Raw genomic sequence first — 25,452 nt, forward strand, 5'->3', positions numbered from 1 at the left:
AAACGATGAGACATTTACTTGCACTCTTGTTGATCGCCGCGAATGCGTTTGCGGTGCCGCAGTTGATCAACTATCAAGGTCAACTTGCGACCGGTATTAACTCGACGCCGGATACGACGGTGGCCATGACATTCACGATTTACAACGCTTCGGAGAGCGGCACGTCCCTGTGGACTGAGACTCATCCGGCCGTGGTCGTGAATGGTGGTCTGTTCAAAGTGGCGCTGGGATCGCAAACAACTTTGCCCGACGTGTTCAGCGGGAATTGCTGGATCGGCGTAACGGTGGGCGAAGACACTGAAATGACTCCGCGCGAACAAATCACGACGTCAGCTCATGCCTACCGTGTGGGAACCGTGGACGGCGCAACAGGTGGCCATGTCTCATCGAATGTCTCTATCGGAACGGGAACGACGGCCGGCGGTCAGTCTACATTCGCGGCCGGAGAAAACAATTCGGCAAGCGCAGGCTTCTCAAATATTAGTGGCGGAAAATTAAACCGCACAACGGGATTAGCATCAACGGTCGGCGGCGGACAAAACAACCACGCAGCCGGAATCTACTCTACTGTGGGCGGCGGCGGCGGACCGGCTTTGATTGACTCGAACTACGCGGGCAGCCAAGGCAGCACCGTGGGCGGCGGAACCAGCAACAACGCCGCGGGATTTTTTGCAACGGTTGCAGGCGGCTGCGGCAACACGTCGACAAATCAGTTCTGCACCGTAGCAGGTGGCTTGACCAACAATGCGACGAACTTGCATGCCACGGTCGGCGGCGGCTACAACAATCAAGCGACCGGTGAGAAATCGATCATCGGCGGCGGCACCGAGAACGACGCAGTCGGAGGATTTTCGACCATCACAGGCGGCAAGAACAACTACGCGTCGGGAATCAACTCAACCATCGGCGGCGGTCAAAACAACTTCGCTCGCGGATTGAATTCAACCGTTGGCGGCGGCGGTGGATTGGCGGCGATTGATTCGAACTCGGCGGGCAGCCAAGGCAGCACAGTCGGCGGCGGTTCAAGCAACAACGCGTCCGGTTTCTTCGGCACGGTTGCAGGCGGCTGCGGCAACACGTCGACAAACCAGTTCTGCACGGTCGCGGGTGGTTTGACCAACAATGCGACGAACCTGCATGCGACGGTCGGCGGCGGCTACAACAATCAAGCGACGGGCGACAAATCCACAGTTTCCGGCGGCAGTGAAAACACCGCGAGCGGACTTCACTCAGTCATTCCCGGCGGTACGCACAATCACGCCGACGGAGACTTTTCGCTGGTTGCAGGAAGAAACTCGCTGACTCCGATTGGCATGCCGGGCTGCTTAGTGTGGGGCGCTTCGTCCACGGGTGCGCTCACTCAATCGTTTGCAGCTTACACGGCAACGTTCCGGTGTCAAAACGGCGCGCGTTTCTACACCGATTCGAGCAACACCGTCACGGGTGTTACGTTGGGTCAGGGCGCGGGCGCATGGTCGTCATTGTGTGACGTGAATCAGAAAAATCTCTATGGTTCAGTTGATTCGCGTTCGATTTTGGACAAGGTATCTTCTCTCCCGCTCTATCGTTGGAGCTACAAAACTCAAGATGAAAGTGTGCAGCACATCGGCCCGACCGCGCAGGATTTCAGCGCGGCGTTCGGCTTGGGCGAAAACAACACGACCATCTGCACGCTCGATCCCGACGGCGTCGCGCTCGCCGCGATTCAGGAGCTTGCCAAGCGAAATGCAACACTGGAAGCTGAAGTTGCGGAATTGCGCAGCGCTATCTTGGAACTTCAATCAAAGTAAATTTCTCACGGGGAGAACACAATGTTTCGAAAGACAGTCCTCTTGCTTGGTGTCCTATGGACCTCTGCTTTCGCCTTTGCGGTACCAAGCTTGATCAAATACCAAGGCCAGATCGCGGATACGTCTGGAGCGGCTCTCGACACGACGATTTCGATCACTATCGGTCTATATGATGGCTCCGGCGGCGGTGCCAATTTACTATGGAGTGAAATACATCCTTCTGTTTCCGTGCAAAACGGCTTGTTCGATGTGTTGATGGGATCCATTACTCCACTCAACATAGTCGACTTCAGTACTCCGCAACTATGGTTGGGAACAACAGTCGGAAGCGATGCCGAAATGTCGCCGCGCGAACAAGTTGTGTCTGTTGCCTACAGTTTGAAAGTAGGAACGGTGGACGGCGCGACCGGAGGAATGCTCAGCAGCGACTTGAATGTTCTCAACCGGATAAACGTCGGATCTGACAATGTCAATTCCGGATTCATGGCCAACGTTTTCGGAAATTTCAACACGGCAAGCGGAGACTATTGCGTGGTGTTGGGAGGGTATGATAACAGCGCAACGGAAGAAGGAGCAGTCGTCGGCGGCGGCGAGGTGAATACCGCAAGCGGTATTACTTCGGCGGTTTCCGGTGGCGTCTCGAACAGTGCGCTGGGTGAATCGTCCTTCGTTGGCGGTGGAAACGGAAACAGCGCGCAGATGGACGGGGATGTTGTGGCTGGAGGAGTGGTGAACACAGCTAACGGTGGCAACAGTTTCATCGGGTCTGGATTTCTGAACAACACCACTGGGTCGCATTCTGTAATCGGCGGCGGGGAACTGAATAAAGCGTCCGGCAACTACTCAACCGTCGGAGGCGGACGCGGCAACAAGGCGATTGGATTGTTTTCAACGGTAGCCGGCGGCGGCGGATCCTCGAACGCCGATACTAATCGCGCACAGGGAAATTACAGTTCAATTTCGGGCGGTCGAGGCAACTTTGCAGGCGGCGAATCAACGGTTATTGGCGGAGGTTTCACGAACAGCGCACTGACAGTCGGCGACGTGGTCGTTGGCGGCGGTGAGAACGAAGTCAACGGCGGCTACGCATTTATCGGCTCCGGATTTCGCAATCATGCTTTGGCAACCATGGCGACGATTTGCGGCGGCACGTCGAACATTGCCTCGGGAGGCCGCGCCTTCATCGGTTCAGGCTACCGCAACGAGGCTACGGGAAGCCACGGAGTGATTGGCGGCGGTCTTTACATTAGAGCTCGCGGAGATTATTCTGTGGCAGTCGGCGGCGGTGGTTTGCTGGAGAGTGACAGCAACAGTGCAACCGGAATCCACAGCGCAATTTTGGGCGGCCATCAAAACTTCGCGGGTGGAGAATCTTCCGTCATCGTAGGCGGTTTGATGAACCGCACAAACATAATTGGCGACGCAGTCGTAGGCGGCGCGGAGAACGACGCGAACGGAGGCTACGCATTCATCGGCGGCGGATTCAGCAATCAAACGTTGGGATCGCAAGCGGTGATTGCCGGCGGCAACAACAATTTGGCCGTCGGTGGTCGAGCGTTTATCGGATCTGGCTATCGCAATGAAGCCTCAGGCAACTATGGCGTGATACCCGGCGGCAGTTACAACCGCGCGCGCGGAGAGTACTCGTTTGTCGGCGGTGGTGGCGGATTGTCCGAAGCCGATTCGAATTCCGCGACGGGCTATGCTTCCGTGATCGGAGGCGGGCAGAGCAACCGCGCGAACGGCGACCGCTCCGTTGTAACGGGAGGTCAAGGAAATAGAACAACGAATAACTGGGGTACCATTTCGGGCGGCTATGGCAACCAAGTCTATGGCGTTGCCGCGGCAGCCGGTGGTGGCCAAGACAACACCGCAACGGGAAGTCACTCGCAAATAGCCGGAGGTCGCGACAATAACGTTAGCGGTTCTTACAGTACGATTGGCGGAGGCTATCAAAACTATGTCGCGGGATCGCAAGCAACCGTTGCGGGCGGACGTCAGGACTCGATTTACATGACCAACGGGTTTATCGGTGGCGGTATCAACAATGTGATTCGATCCGGCGCGGGCACCAATGGTGCGATCGTCGGCGGTTCGAGTAACGAAGTCACCTTCGGCGGTGCGTTCATCGGCGGGGGAATCAGCAATCTTGCTTCTGCATACGATGCAGTGGTCGGAGGCGGCAACGGCAACACGGCGTCCGGCAGCCAAGCCACTGTTCCCGGCGGATTAAGCAACACGGCGTCAGGTGCCTATTCTTTCGCGGCGGGTGCGAACGCAACGGCGTCGCACACGGGATCATTCGTCTGGGCAGGCGGCGCGGCGACTTCTTCCTATGCAAACAACTCGGTCGCAATGCGAGCGCATGGCGGCATGCGAGTTTACACGGCGGCCGGAACCGCAACGGGCGTTAATCTTCCGGCGGGTGGTGGATCGTGGGCTTCCTTGTGCGACGTGAACCAGAAGAATCTTTTCGGCTCTGTGGATTCACGTTCGATCTTAGACAAAGTGGCCACGCTTCCCCTGTATCGTTGGAGCTACAAAGCACAAGACGCAAGCATTCAACACATCGGCCCGACGGCGCAGGATTTCAGCGCGGCGTTTGGCCTTGGCGATAACAACACGACGATATCGACCGTCGATCCGGATGGAATTGCACTCGCGGCAATTCAGGAATTGGCGAAGCAAGTTCAGGCATTGCGAGCGGAAAACGCTTCACTGCAAAAGCAGATTGATGAAATAAAGAAATAGTGATGGCTGGCAAATTATCCCCCATGGAAAGTGAGATTTCAATGAAGACGAGTGTCTTCGCACTCATGCTTGCGTTGGCAAGCGCGGCCTTGGCAATTCCCTTACAGATTAACTATCAAGGCAAACTCGCTGACACCGGGGGAGCACCGCTCGACACAACCGTCGCGATGACGTTCACAGTTTACACTCAGTCATCTGGAGGAACCGCACTGTGGTCGGAAACTCATCCGGCGGTGAGTGTCGTCGATGGAATTTTCACCGCAAAGCTCGGTTCTGTGACGGTTTTGGACGACTTCTTCATAAATCCAGTTTGGTTGGGAGTGACGGTCGGTGGTGATAGCGAACTCAGTCCTCGCGAGCAATTCTCGAGCGTCGCGCACGCGTATCGAGTGGGAACTGTCGACGGCGCAAACGGTGGAACCATCACAGGGAACGTAGTGGGCACCGCCAAGGGAACATTTGGTTCGCAGAGTGATGCGTCGGGAGTTGCCGCAACGGTTTCCGGCGGATCGGGAAATACGGCAAGTGGTGAATTGAGCACGGTCGGCGGCGGCGATGCGAATACGGCCAGCGCGACATGGAGCACGGTAGCTGGTGGATTTGAAAATACCGCGTCCGGAGAAATGTCCTTCGTCGGCGGCGGCAACGTGAACTTTGCATTGGGTTCATATTCAACCATCGGCGGCGGTGTTGCGAATTCTGCGACGGCGGATAATGCAACCGTTGGGGGCGGCGTCAACAACCACGCGCAGATGAATTCTGCAACGGTCGGCGGCGGACAGCAAAACACCGCGCAAAACAATTGGTCGAGTGTACTCGGCGGAAGACAAAATTTTGCGGGCAGTGATTATGCGACGGTCGGCGGCGGACAATCGAACTCAGCTGCGGAAAATCACGCGTATATTGGCGGCGGATTGAGAAACTCGACGGAAGGTCTGTACTCCGCAATCTCCGGCGGCGACAGCAACTTTGTGATGGGCACGGGAGCCGTCGTCAGCGGCGGACATCAGAATTCGATTCCCTCAATTACCTCATCCTTTGGAACGGTTTCCGGCGGACAAAAGAACAGCGCGACCTCGGATGGCGCAACGATTGGCGGCGGTGGGAATAATCGTGTTCGCGGAATATATTCAGTAATCGCAGGCGGCGGCGGCGCGGCGCTCGGCGACTCAAATTCTGTGATTGGCGCAGCAGGCGCAATTGGAGGCGGCACGCGAAATTTTGTCACGGGCGCTTACGGAGTTGTTGGCGGCGGTTATGGGAATAGTGTGACGGGTTCATATTCCGTGGTTGGCGGCGGAAACAACAACGCCGCGAGCGATAGCGCATCAGCGGCGTTGTCTGGTGTTTCAAATTCTGCGACCGGCAAGCGCGCGGCCATCACTGGCGGCGACCAAAATACGGTTTCTGGAGCCAACTCCTTCATCGGCGGAGGTAGACTGAATTCTACGACACACCTATTTTCATCCATTGTTGGCGGCCAAAGCAATTTAGTGGCTGGAGACCATTCCTTCATTGGCGGAGGAAAGAGTAACAAAGTGCGAGAAGGTTGGTCCGTTGTGGTTGGAGGGGGTGGTCCCGCTGCGACAGACAGCAATAGCGCACTTGGGCGATACAATTTCATTGGCGGCGGATCCGGGAACACCTCAAACGGTCTTTGGTCAGCAGTAGCGAGTGGATACCATAACAGCGCGACCGGCGACTACTCTTCTGTTTTGGGCGGCGGATCCAACACTGCAACAGGGCTATATTCCACCGCCTGCGGCGGATCAGCCAACACAGCAAACGACATTTATTCAATCGTTGGCGGCGGATATCGCAATCAGGCGAGCGGTGAGTCCAGCACCATTGCCGGCGGTGCCGACAATGTAGTGAACGGCATCAGTTCTTTTGTAGGCGGCGGCTACCGCAATCACATCGAAGGCGACTATTCCGTAATAGCTGGCGGAGGCGGCGGCTTCCCCGATGATACAAACAGAGTGGAAGGAAACCACAGTTTCATCGGTGGCGGAAGACACAACTTCGTGAGCGGGTACTTTTCAACAGTGTGCGGCGGCAGCGGAAATTCTGCGACTGGGTTTATTTCTTCAGTGCTCGGTGGCACGAGCGGTGAAGCCTCAGGATCGCACTCTGCCGTGTGCGGCGGTATTGGGAATAAGGCACGTGGTGACCGTTCTCTTGCCGCCGGTGGGTTAGCGCGTGCAAATCATACGGGTGCATTTGTCTGGGCAAGCGGTTCGGACTCCACTTTGAGTTTTGCGGACAATACATTCACTGCCCGTTCGCCCGGAGGCGTGCGATTCTACACAGCAGCGTCGGGCACGGCAACGGGAGTTTCGCTTCCGGCCGGCGGCGGAGCGTGGGCCTCATTATGCGACGTGAATCAAAAGAACATTTATGGTTCGGTTGACTCGCGTTCAATTTTGGACAAGGTCTCCTCCCTCCCGCTCTATCGTTGGAGCTACAAGACGCAAAGTGAAGACGTGCAACACATCGGCCCGACCGCGCAGGATTTCAGCGCGGCGTTTGGCCTTGGCGATAACAACACGACGATCTCGACCGTCGATCCGGATGGAATTGCACTCGCGGCGATTCAGGAATTGGCGAAAGAGAATCGTGAACTAAGAGAGAGAATCGTTGTTCTTGAGCAGCTCATGAAGCAAACAGCGCGGCTGGGCGAGAACTGATACACAAAAGCAAAACAGGAGATAGTCATGAAACAGATTCTCGCGGTGCTGTGCCTTGCAGCACAGGTGGTGGCTGTTCCGCAGCTAATCAATTATCAAGGGGAACTCTCTGACAACCTCGGAGCTCCATTGGACACCACGGTTGCCATTTCTTTCGTAATATATGATGCGGCATCCGGAGGCACGACACTTTGGTCTGAAACGCAGTCGTCGGTAACTTCTGTGAACGGAGATTTTCATGTCCTGCTCGGCTCAGTGAATCCGATTCCTGACAGTGTATTTGCCGGAGATTTTACTTGGCTGGGAATCTCAGTTGAAGACGATAGCGAAATGCTTCCAAGAGAACGTATTGCGTCAACTGCTTATTCCTATCGAGTCGGAACGGTAGATGGCGCGAGCGGCGGCAAAATTAGCAGTGAGGTAACGATCCAAGACCGTCTCTCTGTCGGTATCGACAACACGAACACCGGTCTCTACTCTTTTGTTTCGGGTGACAGCAACTCGGTAAGCGGGTTTGCGGCGACGATCACCGGCGGATGGAAGAATACTGCTGTTGGTGATCGCGCAGTAATCGGCGGAGGCTATCAACACAACGCCTCCATGCCATTCACAACAATCGGCGGAGGCAACAGAAACAACGCGACAGCAAGCAATGCGACTGTTTCTGGCGGCGACGTCAACACCGCATCCGCCCTCCGTGCGACGATTGGCGGTGGCGGCAGCAACACGGCCTCCGGCGAAGCGTCCACGATTTCAGGCGGCGCTCTAAACACTGCGTCGGGCCTATACTCGTTCGTCGGTGGCGGTAACGACAACGAAGCCTCGATAGATTCTGCGACGGTATGTGGTGGCTTCAGCAATCATGCCGCAGGCCGCGGCTCGTTTGTCGGCGGCGGATCGCACAATACGGCCCAATTCAATGGTTCAGTCGTTTCCGGCGGGCGAGGCAACATCACGAATCACGTTTACGGGACGATTTCCGGCGGCGCAGGGAATTCAACAGGCGCAGAGTACGCGACAGTTTGCGGTGGTACGCTCAACTCGGCCAGCGGCGCATACTCAATTGTAGCCGGAGGCGTGACAAATTCCGCCAGTGGGCAATATGCTTTTGCAGGTGGTCACGATGCAATCGCGACACATTTTAACTCGTTTGTGTGGTCATCGAGCGGCGCTGCGACGACCTCGTTTGCGGACAATTGCATGGCTCTTCGCGCGCACGGCGGTGTAGAAATCTACACAAACTTTGGAACCGGCACTGGCGTGCGTGTTCCGGCCGGAGGCGGAGCGTGGGCAAGTTTGTGCGACGTGAATCAGAAAAATATCTACGGCAACGTGGATTCACGATCAATTTTGGACAAGGTCTCCTCCCTCCCTCTCTATCGTTGGAGCTACAAGTCACAAGACGCAAGCATTCAGCACATCGGCCCGACCGCGCAGGATTTCAGCGCGGCATTTGGACTGGGTGACAACAACACAACGATCTCAACGGTTGATCCGGATGGTGTGCTCTTGGCCGCCGTTCAGGAACTAGTAAGGCAAAATGAAGAAATTAAGACAGACAATATAAGGCTAAACAAAGAACTTGTTGTGTTGCAGGCACAGGTTCAGACTCTTATGGCTCGTTGAATCACGCCCTATTAGGAGGGCAATAATAATGAACAAATTTCGTATTCTAATGAGAATCTTGTCAATATGCCTGACAATTTTCTCCCTGACCAACGGTGCTTGGTCAATGGCTCCCATCTCGATTAATTACCAAGGGTTCTTAACCGACAACAACGGTGCGCCGCTGGACACAACCGTTGATATTACGTACCGCATCTACCATGAAGACTCGGGTGGCACGCCGGTTTATGACGAAATCGTAGTGACCAGTGTCCAAAACGGCTACTTCGAAGCCGTGCTCGGAACGCCGCTTGAGCCGTTGTCACCTATCGTATTTGACAACGCGACGATGTATCTCGGTATTTCAATCGGTGAAGATACCGAAATGACACCGAGGATTCGCTTTCATGCCGTTCCATATGCGTATCGCGTGGCCACGGTAGATTCAGCTACGGGCGGCACAGTCACCGGAGATGTCAACATTATCGGTCAAGGCAATATCGGAACCGGTAACAGCAATTTCGGTGACCATTCGTTTGTCGTCGGCTAAAATAACATAACAAATGGTGACAACTCATCCATCACCGGCGGCACTCACAACGTTGCAGGCTCAGACGCCGCATTCGTGGGAGCCGGAACTGACAATGAAGCGAACGGGAGCTACTGCGCAATCGGTGGCGGTCTTTTCAATGTCATAACAAGCACCCGCGGATTCATCGGTGGTGGTGACAACAATATTGTAACGGGAGGATACGCGGCAATCTGCGGCGGAACCGAAAACCAAGCTTCGGGTTCTTCTTCCTCAGTCGGCGGAGGTTCTGATAACGCGGCTAGCGGAAACGAATCCACAGTCTCTGGTGGCTCCGGCAACAGCGCAAACGGAGACGGCTCCACGATTTCCGGCGGATACAACAACTTGACTCAGCAAGCACTATCAACCGTGGGTGGTGGCAGATACAACAGGGCTCACGGCGCGTATTCAGTGATAGCAGGTGGTGGAGGACAAGCCACGGTAGACTCCAATAGCGCCACCGGGAACTATTCCGCAATCACAGGAGGTCACGCGAATCTGGCGTCGGGCGAACAGAGTTTCATCGGCGGCGGCTATTTTAACAAAGCAACATTCCAGAATGCGACGGTCAGTGGTGGCTTTAGCAATCAGGCGAACAATCTTGGAGCCACGATTGGTGGTGGCTTCTCAAATGTTGCCACAGGAACTGGCGCCGTAGTCGGCGGAGGTGGATTCAACCAGTCTCGCGGGCTTTACACGGTTGTAGGCGGCGGCGGCGGCCCGTCGTCGGTGGACTCAAACGCCGCGAACGGAAACTACTCGACGGTTTCCGGTGGCCGAGCGAACCGGGCATTGAACAACAATGCTTTTGTCGGAGGCGGCGGACGCAACAATGCTTCTGGCGATCATTCTGTGGTCTGCGGCGGCGAAGGTAACTGGGCCTCAGGCTATTTCTCAACTATTGTAGGCGGCGACACAAACAGTGCAAGCTACCACTATGCTTTCGTCGGCGCAGGCTATGACAATATTGCCAGCGGATACACTTCGACAATTCCCGGTGGACTTCACAACCGCGCTCGCGGACAATACACATTTGTCGGCGGTGGCGGCGGTCCTACCGTAGCTGACTCTAATTCCGCGGTCGGAGACTATTCTGCCGTAGTTGGAGGAACGAACAACTTAGCGAATGGAACAAGCTCGACGGTCGGCGGCGGCTCCAGTAACACTGCGACTGGAACGGCCGCGTCAGTTGGCGGTGGCGCAGGAAACGCAACCTCCAATACATACGCCACAGTCAGCGGCGGGTACACAAACAATGCATCCGGCTATACATCCACAATCGGCGGCGGCTACCAGAATTATGCAACCGGCCCAGGCACAGCAATCTGCGGCGGACGCTATAACCAAGCTCGAGGCGACTATTCCGTCATCGCCGGCGGCGGCGGTGTTACTGGAGCGGATTCCAACTCAACACTTGGCACATATTCTACCATTTCCGGTGGTCGTCGCAATCTCGCTTGGAGTACTTCTTCAACCGTGGCCGGAGGTTATTCCAATCACGTGTCTCAAGCGTACGGCTTTATCGGCGGTGGAACCGGCAACAACATCGCCGACTCACTTGGCAATGCGTCGTCAATCGCTGGAGGAACGGGCAACTTGGCGGTATATGGCGGCAACTTCATCGGTGGCGGCTATCAGAACTCAACCTACAACTATGATGCGGCCATTTGCGGGGGCTATCAAAACATTGTGCATGGCATCAGGGGCTTTGTCGGTGGCGGTCAGAGTAATGATTGCAGTGGATCATACGGTGCCATAAGCGGCGGTTACAATAACAACGCATTGGGCGCCTTCTCCATGGTCCCCGGCGGCAGGGATTGTGACGCCACGGGTGACTATTCATTTGCAGCGGGTCGAATGGCTGGAGCATACAGCAACGGATCGTTTGTGTGGGCGGACGCCTCGGGTGACACACTTGGTGCGTACGACCCGAACATGTTCATGGCCCGTGCAACCGGAGGTTTTTATCTCTTCACGAACGTTACCAGAACAGCAGGAGTTCGCCTGCTTTCGGGATCCTCTGCTTGGGTTACCGTTTCTGACAGCACGATGAAACGCCGCTATGGAAAGGTGAATACGGAAGAGGTCTTGAATAAGGTCGTCGAACTTCCAATCGAACGCTGGAGCTACAAGGCGCAAGATGAAGGGGTGCAGCATGTCGGCCCGATGGCGCAGGATTTCTGGAACGCTTTCCATTTGGGCGAGGACAGTCTCGCGATTTCCACGATTGATCCGGACGGCGTCGCTCTTGCAGCAATTCAGGAACTCGCAAAACAAAACGAATCGAAAGACAAGAAGATCGCCGACCTTGAGACGCGCGTGAAGCAGCTCGAAGCAGCGATCATGCAATTTGGCAATTTGAACAATTCAGATAAACAGTGAGGAATTGGACATGAAGAAAACATTTCTGTTGCTACTCTTCCCCGCCCTGTTGTGGGCGCAGTCGTCGAGTGAGAATTTCACTCTGACGAAGTCCGTGATGGACGCCGGAGGCGGCGCTTCGTCGTCGGAGAGTTTTGGTCTGGTCTCATCCTTTGGTCAACCGACGCCGATCGGCGTGCAGACGAGCGAGAATTTCACGTTGTATGCTGGATTCTTAACTCCGTCACTCGGCGTCTCGCCTTTGTCACCGATTCAGGACTTGACCATTAAGGACTCGGGCGTTGACGCGATTTTGCGCTGGACGGCAATTTCAGGCGCGGGCAGCTATTCAATTTACCGTGACACTGCCTTGGAATTCACTCCCGGCCCAAGTAATCTGGTCGGCACGACTTCCAGTACGAGCTACACGGATGCAAACGTGCTCTCCGGCCCGACGCTTCAGCAGTACTACATTGTGATTGTTAACGCGCCGTAAGTTTCCAAACCTGCCAATATGAGGGCGCAGCGGATCATAATAGTCCGCTGCGCCCTTTTTATTTCAAAAGTTCTTGATAGTCAGGTGAGAATATCTGTGCAATTCGTGACGAAAGTCACCATGGGCTTAGATCATGTTATTGGGAATGGCAAATCGCAGCGTCTGAGCGTAGATTATGTTGTAACTTAAGTCTGAATTTCAACAGTCAAATAGCCAAGAATTCGAGTGCCTCATGTATAGAACGCTCATGATTTTACTCCTGCTCTCCTCAACCGCCAACGGAATCCCCCAGCTCATCAACTACCAAGGGCGTTTGGTTTCCACGCAAGGAGATGCGATTGACACAACGATTAGCGTCGTATTCACGATCTACGACGCTCTCGACGGCGGAAACGTCATATGGTCAGAGACTCATCCCTCCACTCAAATTCAAGACGGACTTTTCAGCGCGGCGCTCGGATCTGTTGTTCCGTTGACGGATATTTTTTCGGCAGACCGCTGGTTGGGAGTCAGAATCGGCGGTGACAGCGAAATGCAGCCGCGCGAGCGGATACTCGCTGTTGCCTATTCCTATCGGGTAAGAACACTGGACAGAGCGACAGGCGGCGTGGTATCCGGCAAGTTGAACGTGGGAGCCGACAACACGAACAGCGGGCAATATTCGTTCGTGGTCGGTCAAGAAAACATGGCGAGCGGAGACGGCAGTGCGATTGTCGGCGGCGGACAAAATGTCGCTCAGGGTGAATCAAGTTTCATCGGCGGCGGAACAAGCAACACGGTCGGCGGAGGCGAATCGTGTATCGGTGGTGGAAGTGGGAACATGTCCACTGAAAGCAATTGCACGATCGGTGGCGGAACGGGGAATATCGCGCACGGTGATTTCTCCTCAATTCTCGGAGGATCGGTCAACACAACGAATGGAGACGGCGCAACAGCAGGCGGCGGAGCGTCCAATTTCTCGGGACGATATGCATTTGTGGGTGGCGGGAGGTTCAACAAAGCGCGCGGGCATTTCGCCGTTATCGCCGGCGGCGGCGGCGAGCTTATAGCCGATTCAAACAGTGCGATCGGGAACTACGCGACCATATCCGGCGGCAGTCACAACCGAAGCGTACAATTGGGAACGACGGTCGCTGGCGGATTGGGCAATATTGCAGCGGGCGAGTCCGCAGTAGTCGGAGGTGGTTCAAGCAACGACGCGACGGGAAACTACTCGACAGTTTGTGGCGGCGGAGAAAGCAATGCGACCGGACTTGGTTCAACAGTCGGCGGCGGAGTAAGTAATGAAGCGGCCGCTTCGTACGCATTAACTTCCGGCGGACGGAACAACAGTGCGACGGGAGAATATTCAACCGTCGGCGGTGGATATTCCAATGAAGCGACAGGCTACGGCGCGACAGTCGGCGGTGGATTCGGCAATGACGCAGTGGGCCAACAATCCACGGTTTCAGGTGGCTACTACAACATCGCCCGAGGAGTCCACAGCGCAGTCACGGGCGGTAAGCAGAACACAGCGGATTCAACTTATGCAGCCGTCTGCGGCGGATACTCGAATTCAGCAGTTAGCTATGCTGATTTTGTGGGAGGTGGTCATGGCAATCAAGCATCCGGCGGTGACGCGACAGTTGCAGGCGGGTACGGAAATTTCGCGACAGGAATCTACTCTACAATTTGCGGCGGCCAAGCGAATAGTTCTTCGTCTTGGGGAGTGGTTTGCGGAGGAGGTTCAAACACCGCGCTCGGCAATGCCTTCGTGGGCGGTGGAAATGAAAATTCCGCTACTGGTACATATTCTGTCGTAGCCGGAGGAGATACATGCACGGCCGACGGATACCTATCGTCGGTCGGCGGTGGCTTCTCTAACCACGCAACAGAGGAATGTGCGGTCGTCTCCGGAGGAAGAGACAACGCCGCAAGCGGCTATCATTCTGCAGTCGCAGGCGGCAGGGAAAACAGTGCCTTTGACGACTATGCCGTCGTTGGCGGAGGCTTCGGCAATTTCGCGGGCTTCGCGTCCACGGTTCCCGGTGGATATTTTAATCGAGCGAACGCCGCACACAGTTTTGCCGCGGGATTGCGAGCATTCGCCAATCACGGAAGCTCGTTTGTATGGGGAAGCAGCGCCAACGATACCACATTTTCGTTCAACAACTACACTTTCACAGCGCGTTGTGCAAACGGCGCGCGCTTCTACACGGCACATTCGGGAACATCCGTTGGCGTACAGTTGCCTGCTGGTGGCGGAGCATGGGCGCCGTTATCCGATCGTAACGCAAAGGAAAATTTCCGGGCAATTAACACCAGCGACATCCTGAGCAAAGTTGCTCAGCTTGACCTCTCCGAATGGAACTACAAAACGCAGGATGATTCCATCCGGCATATTGGTCCGATGGCGCAGGACATGTATGCGGCATTCCAATTGGGTGACGACAATATTTCGATCTCGACGATTGACGCGGACGGCGTGCTGTTCGCAGCGGTGCAAGAACTATTGAGACGCAATGTCGAACTTGAAGCGCGGATCAAGAACCTCGAAAGTGGTTCGCGACGGTGATGTGTTGAGACTCCGCGGTAACATGCACGTGACACAAAATAAGAAGCGGGCCGCCCGGAAAAGGTGGCCCGCTTTGGTCTCTTTATAGTGGTCGCACTACATCGCGGCAAATGCCGGTTTCAGCGCGTGCTCCGCGAAATCTTCAAACTTTGTTTTCGTCGTCGATTCGGCGTCGCGATGATAGTCCAACAGCCCGTTCTTGAACCCATCATACATCTCGCAATATAAATCGGCGGCATTCTCGGGAATACCGGCACTCATCATTCCCTTCTTCATGTCTTCAATGGTGAACTCGACGTACGGCACATTTTGAAGGCCGAATGTTTTGCCAAGGATATTGGCGACTTCCTCGCCCGACACGTCGCGGGCACCGAGCAAGTACTGAACGTTCTTTCCCGAGAAATTGAGAGCTTTGAGTCTCGACGAGGCATAATGTCCAATATCAGCCGTCGCGATAACCGGCCACGGCAAGTCGCCCGGCACCGGCGCACCGTATATGCCTTGCGTCTTCACCATTCCAATCGAGCCGAAGAAGTTTTCCATAAAGAACCCTGCGCGCAAATGCAGCGTATTCAAATCGGGAATGCCGTCAAGCTGCCTTTCAAAATAATAGAGACCGTTGATCGGCCCGACTCCGCTGGAGTGGTTTGCACCGACACTTGACAGTGACACGATGTACTTGGTACCTCCAGTCGAAATCGCGTCGGCGAAATTGTCCGTCGCTTCTTCTTGATACTTTCGAAAATCAGCAGCGGCATAGTTTGGCGGAATCATCACGTAGGCCGCTTCAGTTCCGTCGAACGCGCGTTTCATATCGTCTGCATTGGTCACGTCACCGACAAAGACCTCGGCTCCGAGTTTTCCCAGTTTCTCCAGCTTGTCCGCGCTGCGACCGACCGCGCGTACGGCATTGCCGCTTTTCAAAAGTTCCTCCGCAACGATGTGGCCGGTTTGCCCCGTTGCTCCAATGACCACGTACTTCATACTGTTTCCTGCTTCTTAGCTTAAGGTCAGTCCAAACGGATTGATCGGCTTCCCCGTAACGCCGCTTAAAACCGTTTTCGTTTCGAGATAGGTGTCGAGCGTTTCCATGGCCATTTCGCGGCCGATGCCGGATTGCTTGTAGCCGCCGAACGGGAGGCCGGGAAGCGCAGTTGCGGGTGTATTGATGGTTACGATGCCTGAATGCAAACCGCGAATGAACTTCGTCGCGCGCGGCATGCTTTCGGTGTAGAGCGTCGCACAAAGACCGTACTTCACACCGTTGGCTTTGGCGAGCGCGTCGTCGTCGTTGGAAAATTTCGCAACGATTGCAATCGGACCGAAAATTTCTTCCTGCACGCAAAGGTTGGTTTCCGGCAGGTCGGTGATGATCGTCGGTGCGAAGAATGTGCCTTTATCGTAGATGCCGCCTTTGAGCTGCTCGCCTCCGCATACGATTTTGCCGCCGTCTTTCTTTGCAGCCTCGATGAATTTTTGCATGATCGGCAAACGCGACGCATGCGCAAGTGATCCGATGTGTGTCGCTTTGTCGAGCGGATCGCCGACGACGAGGGTCTTCGTCGCAGCGATGAACTTTTCGAGGAACGCATCGTAAAGCGATTCATGCACGTAAATCCGCGAGCGCGCTTCGCACGATTGGCCCGCTGAATAAAAGATCGTGAACACGCTTGACAACACGGCGTCGTCAAGTTTCGCGTCTTCGCACACAATCGCGGGTGATTTTCCGCCCAACTCCAGCATCACGCGCTTCATGTCGTTGGCGCACTCTTTCATGATGGCTCGGCCCGTGTCCGTTCCGCCGGTAAACGTGATCTTGTTCACACCGGGATGCTTCACGAGCGCCGCACCCGCGCTTTCACCCAAACCGTGCACGAGATTGATCGTGCCTTCGGGAACTCCGGCTTCATGCAAGATTTCGACGAGAATGTTGGCGGACAGCGGCGCGATTTCGGACGGCTTCAACACCACGGTGCAACCTGCTGCGAGCGCGGGCGCGACTTTCCACGCTTCGAGCATGATCGGATAGTTCCACGGCGTGATTGCGCCGACGACGCCGACGGGTTCTTTCAACGTGTAACCGAAAAACACAGGATGCACGGGCGGCACGCGGCCTTCGATCTTGCTTGCGGCACCTGCGAAATACTCGAAATCTTCGATCGCTTGTTTGACTTCGCCCATGACATGCATCATCGGCTTGCCCATGTTGCGCGATTCGAGTTCAGCGATTTCTTTTGCACGCGCGCCGATCAACTCGGCAGCCTTGAACAATATTTTCGTGCGTTGCGAAGCCGTCATGCGGCCCCACTTGCCGTTCAGCGCACCGCGCGCTGCGGAGACAGCCTTGTCCACGTCTTCCGCGCCGGACAATGGAATCGAGCCGAGCGCCTCGCCCGTCGCGGGATTGGTTAAGGCAAGCGTCTTGCCCGACTGCGCGGGGACATGCTCGCCGTTGATGATGTTGGTGTAGAGTTTTTCGGACATGGTTACCTGAGTTTTTGTAAAATCCAATGCACGTGCGTCAGCACAATCGGTCCAGCGGCACGCTGGTTGCTTCGCCGTTGTGGGTCTCAAGACCCGCAATGGCAACTCGTTATTTTCCCTTGAACTGCGGCTTGCGTTTTTCGTTGAAGGCTGTTACGCCTTCGCGGTAATCTTCGGTCTTGCCGAGAATTTCTTGCAGGTAGGCTTCGTAATCGAGCGCCTCTTCAAGCGGCACGGCGCTGGCTTTGTTCAACGCGCGTTTCAAGGCACCGATGGCTTTGGTAGGTGCACTCGCATACTTGACCGCAAGTTCCATGGTGAAAGTCTCGAGTTTGTCATGCTCGACAATTTCATCCACGAGATTGAGTTTCAACGCTTCTTCGGCTTTGATCACGCGGCCCGTCGAACAAATCTCGAAGGCCTTATGATAGCCCAACAAACGCGGCAGCACCCACGTCGAGCCGGAATCGGGAAGCAATCCGACGTTGACGAACGCTTGCAGCATCGACGCCAATTCGGACGCGATGCGCAGGTCGCACGCCATCGCCAAAGACATACCCGCACCTGCCGCGACGCCGTTCAGCGCACAAATGACGGGCTTCTCGAGATTGCGAATGCGCAGAATGTTCGGGTTGTAATTGTTGCGCAGCGAATCGGAGAGATTGCGGTTGGGATTGTCCTTGACTTCTTTCAAGTCCTGCCCGCTGCAAAAAGCCTTACCCGCGCCGGTCAAAATCACCGCGCGCACTTCGTCGTCCTTCGCCGCATTCTTGAACGCGTCGGCGAGTTCTTTGTGCATCTGCTCGTTGAACGCATTGAAGCGGTCGGGACGGTTGAGCGTTATTTTCAGCACGGCGTCCGTGCGCTCGTAAAGAATGGTTTCGTACATGGGTTATTTCCCCGAGAATTTCGCGGGGCGTTTTTCGATGAAGGCTTTCATGCCTTCTTTTTGATCTTCGGTGTTAAAGAGTAAATAGAAATTCTTGCGCTCGAATTCGAGTCCGCCGGATAAGAAGGACTCGTAGTTTTTCAGCACGGCTTCTTTGGCGAGCTGGACTGCGACGGGGGACATCTGCGAAATTTCGCGGGCGAGTTTTTGCGCTTCGGACAAATAGACTTCGACGGGCACGACGCGGTTGACAAGCCCCCACGCTTCGGCTTGCTTGGCGCCGATGAATTTTCCCGTTAAGACCATTTCCATCGCGCGCGCCTTGCCGACGGTGCGCGTAAGCCGCTGCGTGCCGCCCGCACCCGGCATGACGCCGATTTTGATTTCCGGTTGACCGAATTGTGCGGTTTCGCTGGCGATCACCATGTCGCAGTGCATCATCAATTCGCAGCCGCCACCGAGTGCGAAACCCGACACCGCCGCGATGAGCGGCTTCTTCAGCTTGCGAATGCGGTCCCATTTTGCAAATTGATCGCGGCGCAGCATCTCGGTGGAATCCGCGTCGGCCATTTCCATGATGTCCGCGCCCGCCGCAAACGCGCGCTGATCGCCGGTCAAAACAATTGCGCGAATTTCGTCGTCGTTGTCCAGCTCTTCGAGCGTCGCGACGAGTTCATCCATCAAGGCCATGCACAGCGCATTAAGCTGCTTGGGACGGTTCAAGAATACGGTAGCGACGTAGCCGTCGCGCTCAAGTTTGAGGTATGCTAAGTCGCTCATACTATTTCCTCTTCAAACTTTCGCGCACTTTCTTGTAATCAGGTTTGCGCTTAGAGTTGAAGGCCATGACGGCTTCGCGGACTTCAGGGGAATTGGCGTGAATGCCGAGCCAGTCGCGCGCGTGGTTAATCGTTTGCGCCCACGACATATCGCGCCAATAGTTGATCTGCGTTTTCAGATAGCGCACGCACTCGGGAAGTTTGGCTTCGAGCTTCGCGGCCATCTCGTCCACGGCTTGATCCAAATTCGCGCGGGGAACAACTTGATTGACCAATCCCCACTCGAGCGCCTTTTGCGCAGGAATTTCTTCGCACAGGAACAAGATTTCGCGCGCACGTCGGTCACCGACGATTAGCGGCAAAAATTGCGACGCGCCCGCCGCCGCGACGGAACCGTGCGCCGCGCCGACCTGACGAATGTAAATATCATCCGCCGCAATCGCGAGATCGCAACTGATATTAAATTCATTGCCGCCGCCGACCACGATGCCATTCAGACGCGCGATCGAAGGTTTGCCCAAATTGCGCAGCTTGTCGTGCGCATCGATGAACGCGCCCATCCACTTCCAATAATCTTGCGGACGGTCGAGAAATTGGAGTTGTTCATTCAAATCGGCGCCCGTGCAAAACGCGCGGTCGCCTTTGCCCGTCAAAATCAATACGGCGATCTCGTCGTCGAACGCAACGTCGTCAAACGCCGCCGCAAGCTCCTTCAACATCGGATAATGAACGCAATTGAGCTTGTCAGGACGATTGAAGGTGACGGTTGCGCGCGCGCCCTTTTTCTCGTAGGTGATAAACTCGAAATCGAATTTGCTTGCAGGTTGTGAAGAAAAGTCTTTTTTCATGCGCGCGGATCCGTTTCCGCCGTCTGGAACTCCACGAGTCCCTTGGCAAAGCTCATCAGATTCGCGCCCGCTTCGGCCATTTCTTGTGACTTCATCCCGGCTTTGAACGAGTCTTTGTCCGCGAAGGAGAGCACGGCCATCATGTAGTACGGTGCCGGGCCGTCTTTGCCCGGCCAAAACTTGTGAGCTTGAACACCCTGCAGTCCGGGGACTTTCTTGATGAGCGGAATATGGGTTTCCCAATAGGCTTTGTCGAAAGCGTCCACGTCCTGCGGATGCTTGTAGAAGGCAATGAAGTTGATCATCGTTTCCGTTTTCTATTTTCTATTTGCTATTTGCTATTTCTTTTCCCACAGGTGGTCTTCAATCCCCCACCCGCCTGAACCCGACCCCCAATCAGGATAGGCACGGCGGTGCAGCTTTGCGAGCTTCTCCCTCGAGAGCACGACCTGATGCACTTCCCCTTCTCCAATCAGCCGGTCGCCGTGATAGCCTTTCACTTCGCAGAACAGATAGTTTCCGTGGATACGCGTACACTCGGCCGTAAACACCAGTTCCTGACCGATTCCTGCCGGATTGTGATGCCGAACAAAGACTCCCGTGCCGATGCCGTCTTCCCCAGGCTCGAGATGCGGCTCAAGTACGAGGCGGCTTACAAATTCCGAGTGATAGGTCAGCCAATAGGTCGAATAGAACGGATGCAGGGGCCGTCCCTCGAAGTGAACGGTCATACGGGACTCGACCACGAACCGGAATTCGGCGCGGCATCCGATGGTAAGAGTTGGTTTCAACGGAGCTTAGGAAGGTAAGGTAGGAATTTTCAAGTCCTTAAGGATATTGATTTTCCAGCAAAATTGCAACTCTTGGAATCCCATTCCAGAGGTTGCTCCAAGCCCCAGAATTTCACTATATTATTCATCTAACATTTCGTCATGGAGGCTACGATGAAGTCGATTGTGATAGCAGGAATCTTGCTCATGGTCGTATCCACAACGGCCTTTGGTGAGTGCATGGATTCACTGTGGAGAGTTACGCCGGGACAGATCGGAGCAACCGACTGCGCTTCGGCCGCAGTGCTTGCACCTGATGGAAACGTCATTGTCGCCGGACACATGGGAAACGGGAGTTCATGGCTTTGGACCTGCGGAGTTCTCAGGAAGGTAAGTTCGGCAACAGGCGACGAGATTTGGTTTCACCAGTATTGCCGGTCGGGCACGAGAGACATTTTTCACGATGTGTATCCGACGACAGACGGCGGGTACATCTGTGCGGGCGGATCCGAGCAAACCAGCAACGGCATTGAATATTTTTGGCTTCTGAAAACGAGCGCCGACGGCGACAGTCTTTGGTCAATGAACTATGGCTCAGGCGAGCGCGACTTTCACGGGCAATGTGTTGTTCAAACTCTGGACGGCGGCTACGCGATTGGCGGCAGCACATACACCTTTCCTGACAACAACGGCACTTTGGTCGGGTTGGTCATCAAAACGGACTCGAATGGCGACAGCCTTTGGGCAATTCAGATTGGCGATACGCTTAATGTCACCGTGAGCGACATGATTCTGTCGCATGACGGGACCATCGTACTGTTCGGATCGGCTATGACAGATTCATCTCGCGAAGGGATGATCACAGGCATCAGCCAAACCGGCTCGGTAATGTGGCAGCGCACTTATCCGCTCGCATACGACGTTACAGTACGGGACGCAGCGGAGCTGTCCGGCGACGATGGCTATGTGGCGTGCGGCTATCTACGTGAAGAAGGCGGTGACTACGATACGTTTGTGATGGAAATTGGCAACGATGGCCAGTATCGATGGCACCAGGTGTTGGATCTGCTTCCGGAAGGCGGCGACATCCCCTCTGCCATCCAATCGGACAACCTCGACGGATGGTATCTTGAAGGGAACAGTCGCTACAGCGACTCGGACGACAAGGCATTTGTCGCACACGTGTCGTCATGCGGAGAGATTGCAGCCGTCCGTTGGCTGGACGACTATCAACTGTCTGACGAGTCGGTATCTGACGGACTCATCGCACCAAACGGCCGAATCATCGCGTGCGGGAACATAAATTATTCGCCGATCGAGTCCAGTTGGGCGATCTTGGGGACATCGCTCGATACGTGTAACATGGAACCGTGTGCGTTTGATCGAATCTTGCCTGAGGACGGAACGATGGTGAATGAGTCGCTGGCCGTCACGTTTCTTTGGTCGAGAGCCGCGGATCCTGAAGGCGACGACGTGACCTATCTCTTCCATGCCGAATCGATTCCAGAATGGATTCTCGATGTCGACACGGATACCCCCGATACGATGTTCACACTGGTCTATCTGCTTCCGACAATGTCATTGGATGAGACCTTCGAAGTTCGCTGGACGGTTCATGCGACGGATGGACAGAATACCATTGAGGCAGCGAGCGGCGAAGGACAATTCACGTGGGAAATCACGTTGGATGCCGAAGATATCGCGCTCACGCCCGGTTCATTCGAACTTGCGGCCTTTCCCAACCCCTTTAATCCGACGACGACACTAACTTATTCCATAAACAAAACTCAACGTGTTTCGCTCGATCTCTTCGACGTACAGGGCAGGCATGTGCAGACGCTCGTCAATGAAATCAACACGGCAGGAGCACACTCGGTCTCATTCGACGGAAGCCACTTATCGAGCGGCATCTACTTCGCCAATCTTCGCTCAGGAGATAACTCGCGTGTCACAAAGCTCGTGCTGATGAAATAGCATCAGGTCTCCCCGCGTTTTAGCGGGGGACGGAAGGGGGGGTAATGAAATACAAAAGGCGCACTCGCAAGGGTGCGCCCTTTCGTTATCAGTTTTTAAGATTTTTGTTATCAATTCTTTAAGAAGTCTTTCAGTCCGCACTGCTGCGAATATTTGGATATGACTTTACACCTTGCCCCAAGCCCCTGAAAATCGCTATCTTGTTGAGATTTTCATCAAGGAGAAAATATGAACTGGGTATTCAAACTGGGAATTGTAGTTTTGGCCGTCGTTCCGGCGGCCTTCGGACAGTGTATCGACTCGCTTTGGCGCACATCGCCGGGCTTGACGGATTTGCAAGATTTGGCAGGCGGAGTCGTGGTGACACAAGATGGCAACGTGGCCATTGCGGGCTACATGGGCTACGACGGTGTGCCTCTGGCAGGCTACGGCGTCCTCAAAAAGATCAATCCGTCCACCGGTGACGAAATTTGGTCACATCAATATTCAGGCATGGGCGCGCAGGATATCTTCCTGGACGTGGCCAACACGAGCGACGGAGGCTACATATGTTCCGGTTGGTCGCGGCAACCCGTGGGCAACTGGCAGCACTATTGGCTGCTGAAGACGAATGCGAACGGCGACAGCGTGTGGTCAAAGAACTTTGGAACGGGGGAACAGGTCTTTCAAGGCCGTTGCGCGGTTCAGACCAATGACGGCGGCTTTGCCATCGGGGGCCGCGTCAACGGATATCCGGGCGGACACGGCGGCTACGACTGGATGATCATTAAGACGGATGCCAACGGCGACAGTGTCTGGTCGGTGCAGATCGGAGACTCTCTCGAAGACACGATGACGGACATGATTGTCTCGGCAAACGGCTCCATCATCGCCTTCGGCTCCTCCAACACCGACACCTCGCGCGAAGGGATGATTGCGGCGGTCAATCAAAATGGTCAACTCATGTGGCAGCGTACCTATCCGTTGGAAATATCCGTGACCATTCAGGACTTGATCGAGCTTCCCGAAGGCGGTTACATGGCCTGCGGGAATTTAAACGTGGTCAACGGCAATTCTGAAACCTTCATCATGGAAATCCGGGACAACGGATTTCGGAGTTGGGAACAGAGGCTGGATATTGTCCCGGATGACGACGACGTGCCCTATTCCATTCAACCGGATGGATCCGGCGGCTGGTATCTGGCCGGACACGGACTCTATGATGATCCGGGCGACCTGAATGTCTACGTCGCGCATCTATCTGCGTGCGGCGAGCTTGCCAACGTGCGTTGGCTGCTTCATCCCGTGGACGATGACGAGCGGCTCTCCGACGGCGCGCTGGCACCGGGCGGACAAATCGTGCTCTGTGGGAACATTTTGGATAGTGTCGGCGAACGCAGTTGGTTGGTGTACGGCGTGTCGCTTGATACTTGTAATGTCGCGCCGTGTACGTTCGATTGGGTCACGCCGGACTATGATGAGTTGGTCGAAACTCCGGACGTCACTTTTTCGTGGACTCGAGCTAATGATCCGGACGGAGACGACGTCACCTATTTGCTGCACTGGGAGAGTGACTACTTCTATCCGACACCCGATGAGCAGGACGTGGTGTTGACGGACACGTTTTACGTAGCGAGCGTGCCGTGGCCGGTGACACCGTTGGATGAGATATTCACGTTTCATTGGCGCGTTTGGGCGACAGACGGACAGGACACGGTTGAAGCGGCCAGCGGCGAAAACGTCTTCCGCATGGACATCACACTGGATGCCGATGAAGTCGCGCTCACGCCCGGTTCGTTTGAGCTTGTGGCCTATCCCAATCCGTTCAATCCCACGACGACACTCACGTTCTCAGTTGACAAAACTCAGGCCGTTACGCTTGACTTGTTCGATGTTCAAGGCCGACTTGTAGAAACTCTCGTCAACGAAACGGTCGGCGCGGGAACACATTCTGTCGCTTTCGACGGAAGCAATTTGTCGAGCGGCATCTACTTCGCCAATTTGCGCGCCGGAGCAAAGACGCGCGTCACGAAACTCGTGCTGATGAAATAGCATCAAGTTTCCCCACGCTTTGACGGGGGGACGGAAGAGGGATAATGAAATACAAAAGGCGCACTCGCAAGGGTGCGCCTTTCTGTTCTGGTCTCCCCCCATTTCTGCCGCAGAAATGGGGGGACTAAGGGGGGCTTCTCAGCAATGAGCAACCGTTTCTGATTTCCCCCCGGTCCTCCGGGGGGATAAAAGGGGGGTCAAACGGTTTAGCAGTACACAACCGTCAAAAGCTCAACAATCCGCTCGAACTCCTTCTTGAACTCACTCTCAAATTTCTCACGCGACGGCGAAAATCCGGCTTCAGAAAGCGACGTCACAAATTCTTTGTGCGATCGTCCGGCGCGGTAATCGGGTTCGCGCGGCGGTTGTTTCAGGTAGCGGGAAATTTGCTCCACGTCGCCGGAAATATTGATGACGGCATGATAAAACACAAGATCACGGTTGCGATAGATTGCCGTGCCTGCGATCTTTTTCTGTCCGAGCGCGATGTCAGAAATCCCGCGATGCGTAAGTCCGGGAACTCCCGCCCGGGCGAAGGCGTCAGTCACGGCCTTGTTGAACAACACGAAATAGTCTTTCGACTGAATTTGCTTGCGGCCATACAGCGCACACGACAGACACCACATCTCGGGCGACAACACGACGGCGCAGCCGCCGGTGCGGCGTTTGTAAACGGGAACATTGTCCGACGCGACGGTTTCGTCATTGACTTCCAATTCGCTCTTCGAGCCGTTGCCGATCACGACGCTTGTGGAATCGGGAACCCACAGCAGATAACGCCCGGCGGAATCGTCGGGCGTCAGCATGTAATTGTCGGTGAGATTGTAATCGAGAATTTGCATTGTAGGGGCGGATGGCAATC

18 protein-coding genes are annotated in these 25,452 nt (G+C 55.2%); 10 read left to right on the forward strand and 8 right to left on the reverse strand.

From position 1 onward, the window contains the following. Window positions 1–5 precede the first annotated feature (5 nt). From H6507_07760 to H6507_07795, 8 genes are all read left to right on the forward strand, one after another. Complete coding sequence (locus H6507_07760; GenBank protein MCB9368984.1) at window positions 6–1,790, forward strand: hypothetical protein; 1,785 nt, start codon at window positions 6–8, stop codon at window positions 1,788–1,790. Between the two features lie 21 nt (window positions 1,791–1,811). Then, window positions 1,812–4,541, forward strand: coding sequence for a hypothetical protein (locus H6507_07765; protein ID MCB9368985.1), 2,730 nt, complete (start codon window positions 1,812–1,814; stop codon window positions 4,539–4,541). A gap of 41 nt (window positions 4,542–4,582) precedes the next feature. Further along, the gene (locus H6507_07770; GenBank protein ID MCB9368986.1) at window positions 4,583–7,228 is read left to right on the forward strand and encodes a hypothetical protein; all 2,646 of its coding nucleotides are present in this window, start codon (window positions 4,583–4,585) and stop codon (window positions 7,226–7,228) included. Between the two features lie 27 nt (window positions 7,229–7,255). Next, window positions 7,256–8,854: a hypothetical protein gene (locus H6507_07775; protein MCB9368987.1), complete on the forward strand. Its 1,599-nt coding sequence runs from the start codon at window positions 7,256–7,258 to the stop codon at window positions 8,852–8,854. 28 nt (window positions 8,855–8,882) lie between these two features. After that, on the forward strand, window positions 8,883–9,383 hold the full coding sequence (locus H6507_07780; protein ID MCB9368988.1) for a hypothetical protein: 501 nt from the start codon (window positions 8,883–8,885) through the stop codon (window positions 9,381–9,383). A 75-nt stretch (window positions 9,384–9,458) separates the two neighbouring features. Continuing rightward, window positions 9,459–11,786 carry a hypothetical protein gene (locus tag H6507_07785; protein ID MCB9368989.1) on the forward strand — a complete coding sequence of 776 codons (2,328 nt, stop codon included), beginning with the start codon at window positions 9,459–9,461 and terminating at the stop codon, window positions 11,784–11,786. 10 nt (window positions 11,787–11,796) lie between these two features. After that, a complete protein-coding gene (locus H6507_07790) occupies window positions 11,797–12,261 on the forward strand; it encodes a hypothetical protein (protein MCB9368990.1) in 465 nt (154 codons plus the stop codon). Window positions 12,262–12,493: 232 nt separating this feature from the next. Beyond that, window positions 12,494–14,815, forward strand: coding sequence for a tail fiber domain-containing protein (locus H6507_07795; GenBank protein ID MCB9368991.1), 2,322 nt, complete (start codon window positions 12,494–12,496; stop codon window positions 14,813–14,815). Between the two features lie 96 nt (window positions 14,816–14,911). Here the strand turns inward: H6507_07795 and H6507_07800 are convergent, their stop codons facing one another. From H6507_07800 to H6507_07830, 7 genes are all read right to left on the reverse strand, one after another. Continuing rightward, complete coding sequence (locus tag H6507_07800) at window positions 14,912–15,799, reverse strand: NmrA family NAD(P)-binding protein (GenBank protein MCB9368992.1); 888 nt, start codon at window positions 15,797–15,799, stop codon at window positions 14,912–14,914. Between the two features lie 15 nt (window positions 15,800–15,814). Then, complete coding sequence (locus H6507_07805) at window positions 15,815–17,299, reverse strand: aldehyde dehydrogenase (protein ID MCB9368993.1); 1,485 nt, start codon at window positions 17,297–17,299, stop codon at window positions 15,815–15,817. Window positions 17,300–17,408: 109 nt separating this feature from the next. Then, on the reverse strand, window positions 17,409–18,188 hold the full coding sequence (locus H6507_07810) for an enoyl-CoA hydratase/isomerase family protein (GenBank protein MCB9368994.1): 780 nt from the start codon (window positions 18,186–18,188) through the stop codon (window positions 17,409–17,411). 3 nt (window positions 18,189–18,191) lie between these two features. Next, window positions 18,192–18,968 carry an enoyl-CoA hydratase/isomerase family protein gene (locus H6507_07815; GenBank protein ID MCB9368995.1) on the reverse strand — a complete coding sequence of 259 codons (777 nt, stop codon included), beginning with the start codon at window positions 18,966–18,968 and terminating at the stop codon, window positions 18,192–18,194. Between the two features lies 1 nt (window position 18,969). Further along, window positions 18,970–19,815 (reverse strand): enoyl-CoA hydratase/isomerase family protein, encoded by an 846-nt coding sequence (locus H6507_07820; GenBank protein MCB9368996.1) that lies wholly within the window; start codon window positions 19,813–19,815, stop codon window positions 18,970–18,972. Further along, window positions 19,812–20,120, reverse strand: coding sequence for an EthD family reductase (locus H6507_07825; protein MCB9368997.1), 309 nt, complete (start codon window positions 20,118–20,120; stop codon window positions 19,812–19,814). The genes H6507_07820 and H6507_07825 overlap by 4 nt, the downstream gene beginning before the upstream one ends. A gap of 33 nt (window positions 20,121–20,153) precedes the next feature. Next, entirely contained in the window at window positions 20,154–20,606 is a 453-nt protein-coding gene (locus tag H6507_07830; protein ID MCB9368998.1) for a thioesterase, read from the reverse strand. Window positions 20,607–20,759: 153 nt separating this feature from the next. On the opposite strand from H6507_07830, the gene H6507_07835 reads away from it, so the two are divergent. Further along, on the forward strand, window positions 20,760–22,559 hold the full coding sequence (locus H6507_07835; protein MCB9368999.1) for a T9SS type A sorting domain-containing protein: 1,800 nt from the start codon (window positions 20,760–20,762) through the stop codon (window positions 22,557–22,559). A gap of 228 nt (window positions 22,560–22,787) precedes the next feature. Next, complete coding sequence (locus H6507_07840) at window positions 22,788–24,590, forward strand: T9SS type A sorting domain-containing protein (GenBank protein ID MCB9369000.1); 1,803 nt, start codon at window positions 22,788–22,790, stop codon at window positions 24,588–24,590. A gap of 206 nt (window positions 24,591–24,796) precedes the next feature. On the opposite strand, the gene H6507_07845 is transcribed toward H6507_07840, so the two are convergent. Then, window positions 24,797–25,432: a hypothetical protein gene (locus H6507_07845; GenBank protein ID MCB9369001.1), complete on the reverse strand. Its 636-nt coding sequence runs from the start codon at window positions 25,430–25,432 to the stop codon at window positions 24,797–24,799. Window positions 25,433–25,452: the final 20 nt, after the last annotated feature.

This window comes from Calditrichota bacterium (genome assembly GCA_020637445.1).
Lineage (GTDB): Bacteria > Electryoneota > RPQS01 > RPQS01 > RPQS01 > JABWCQ01.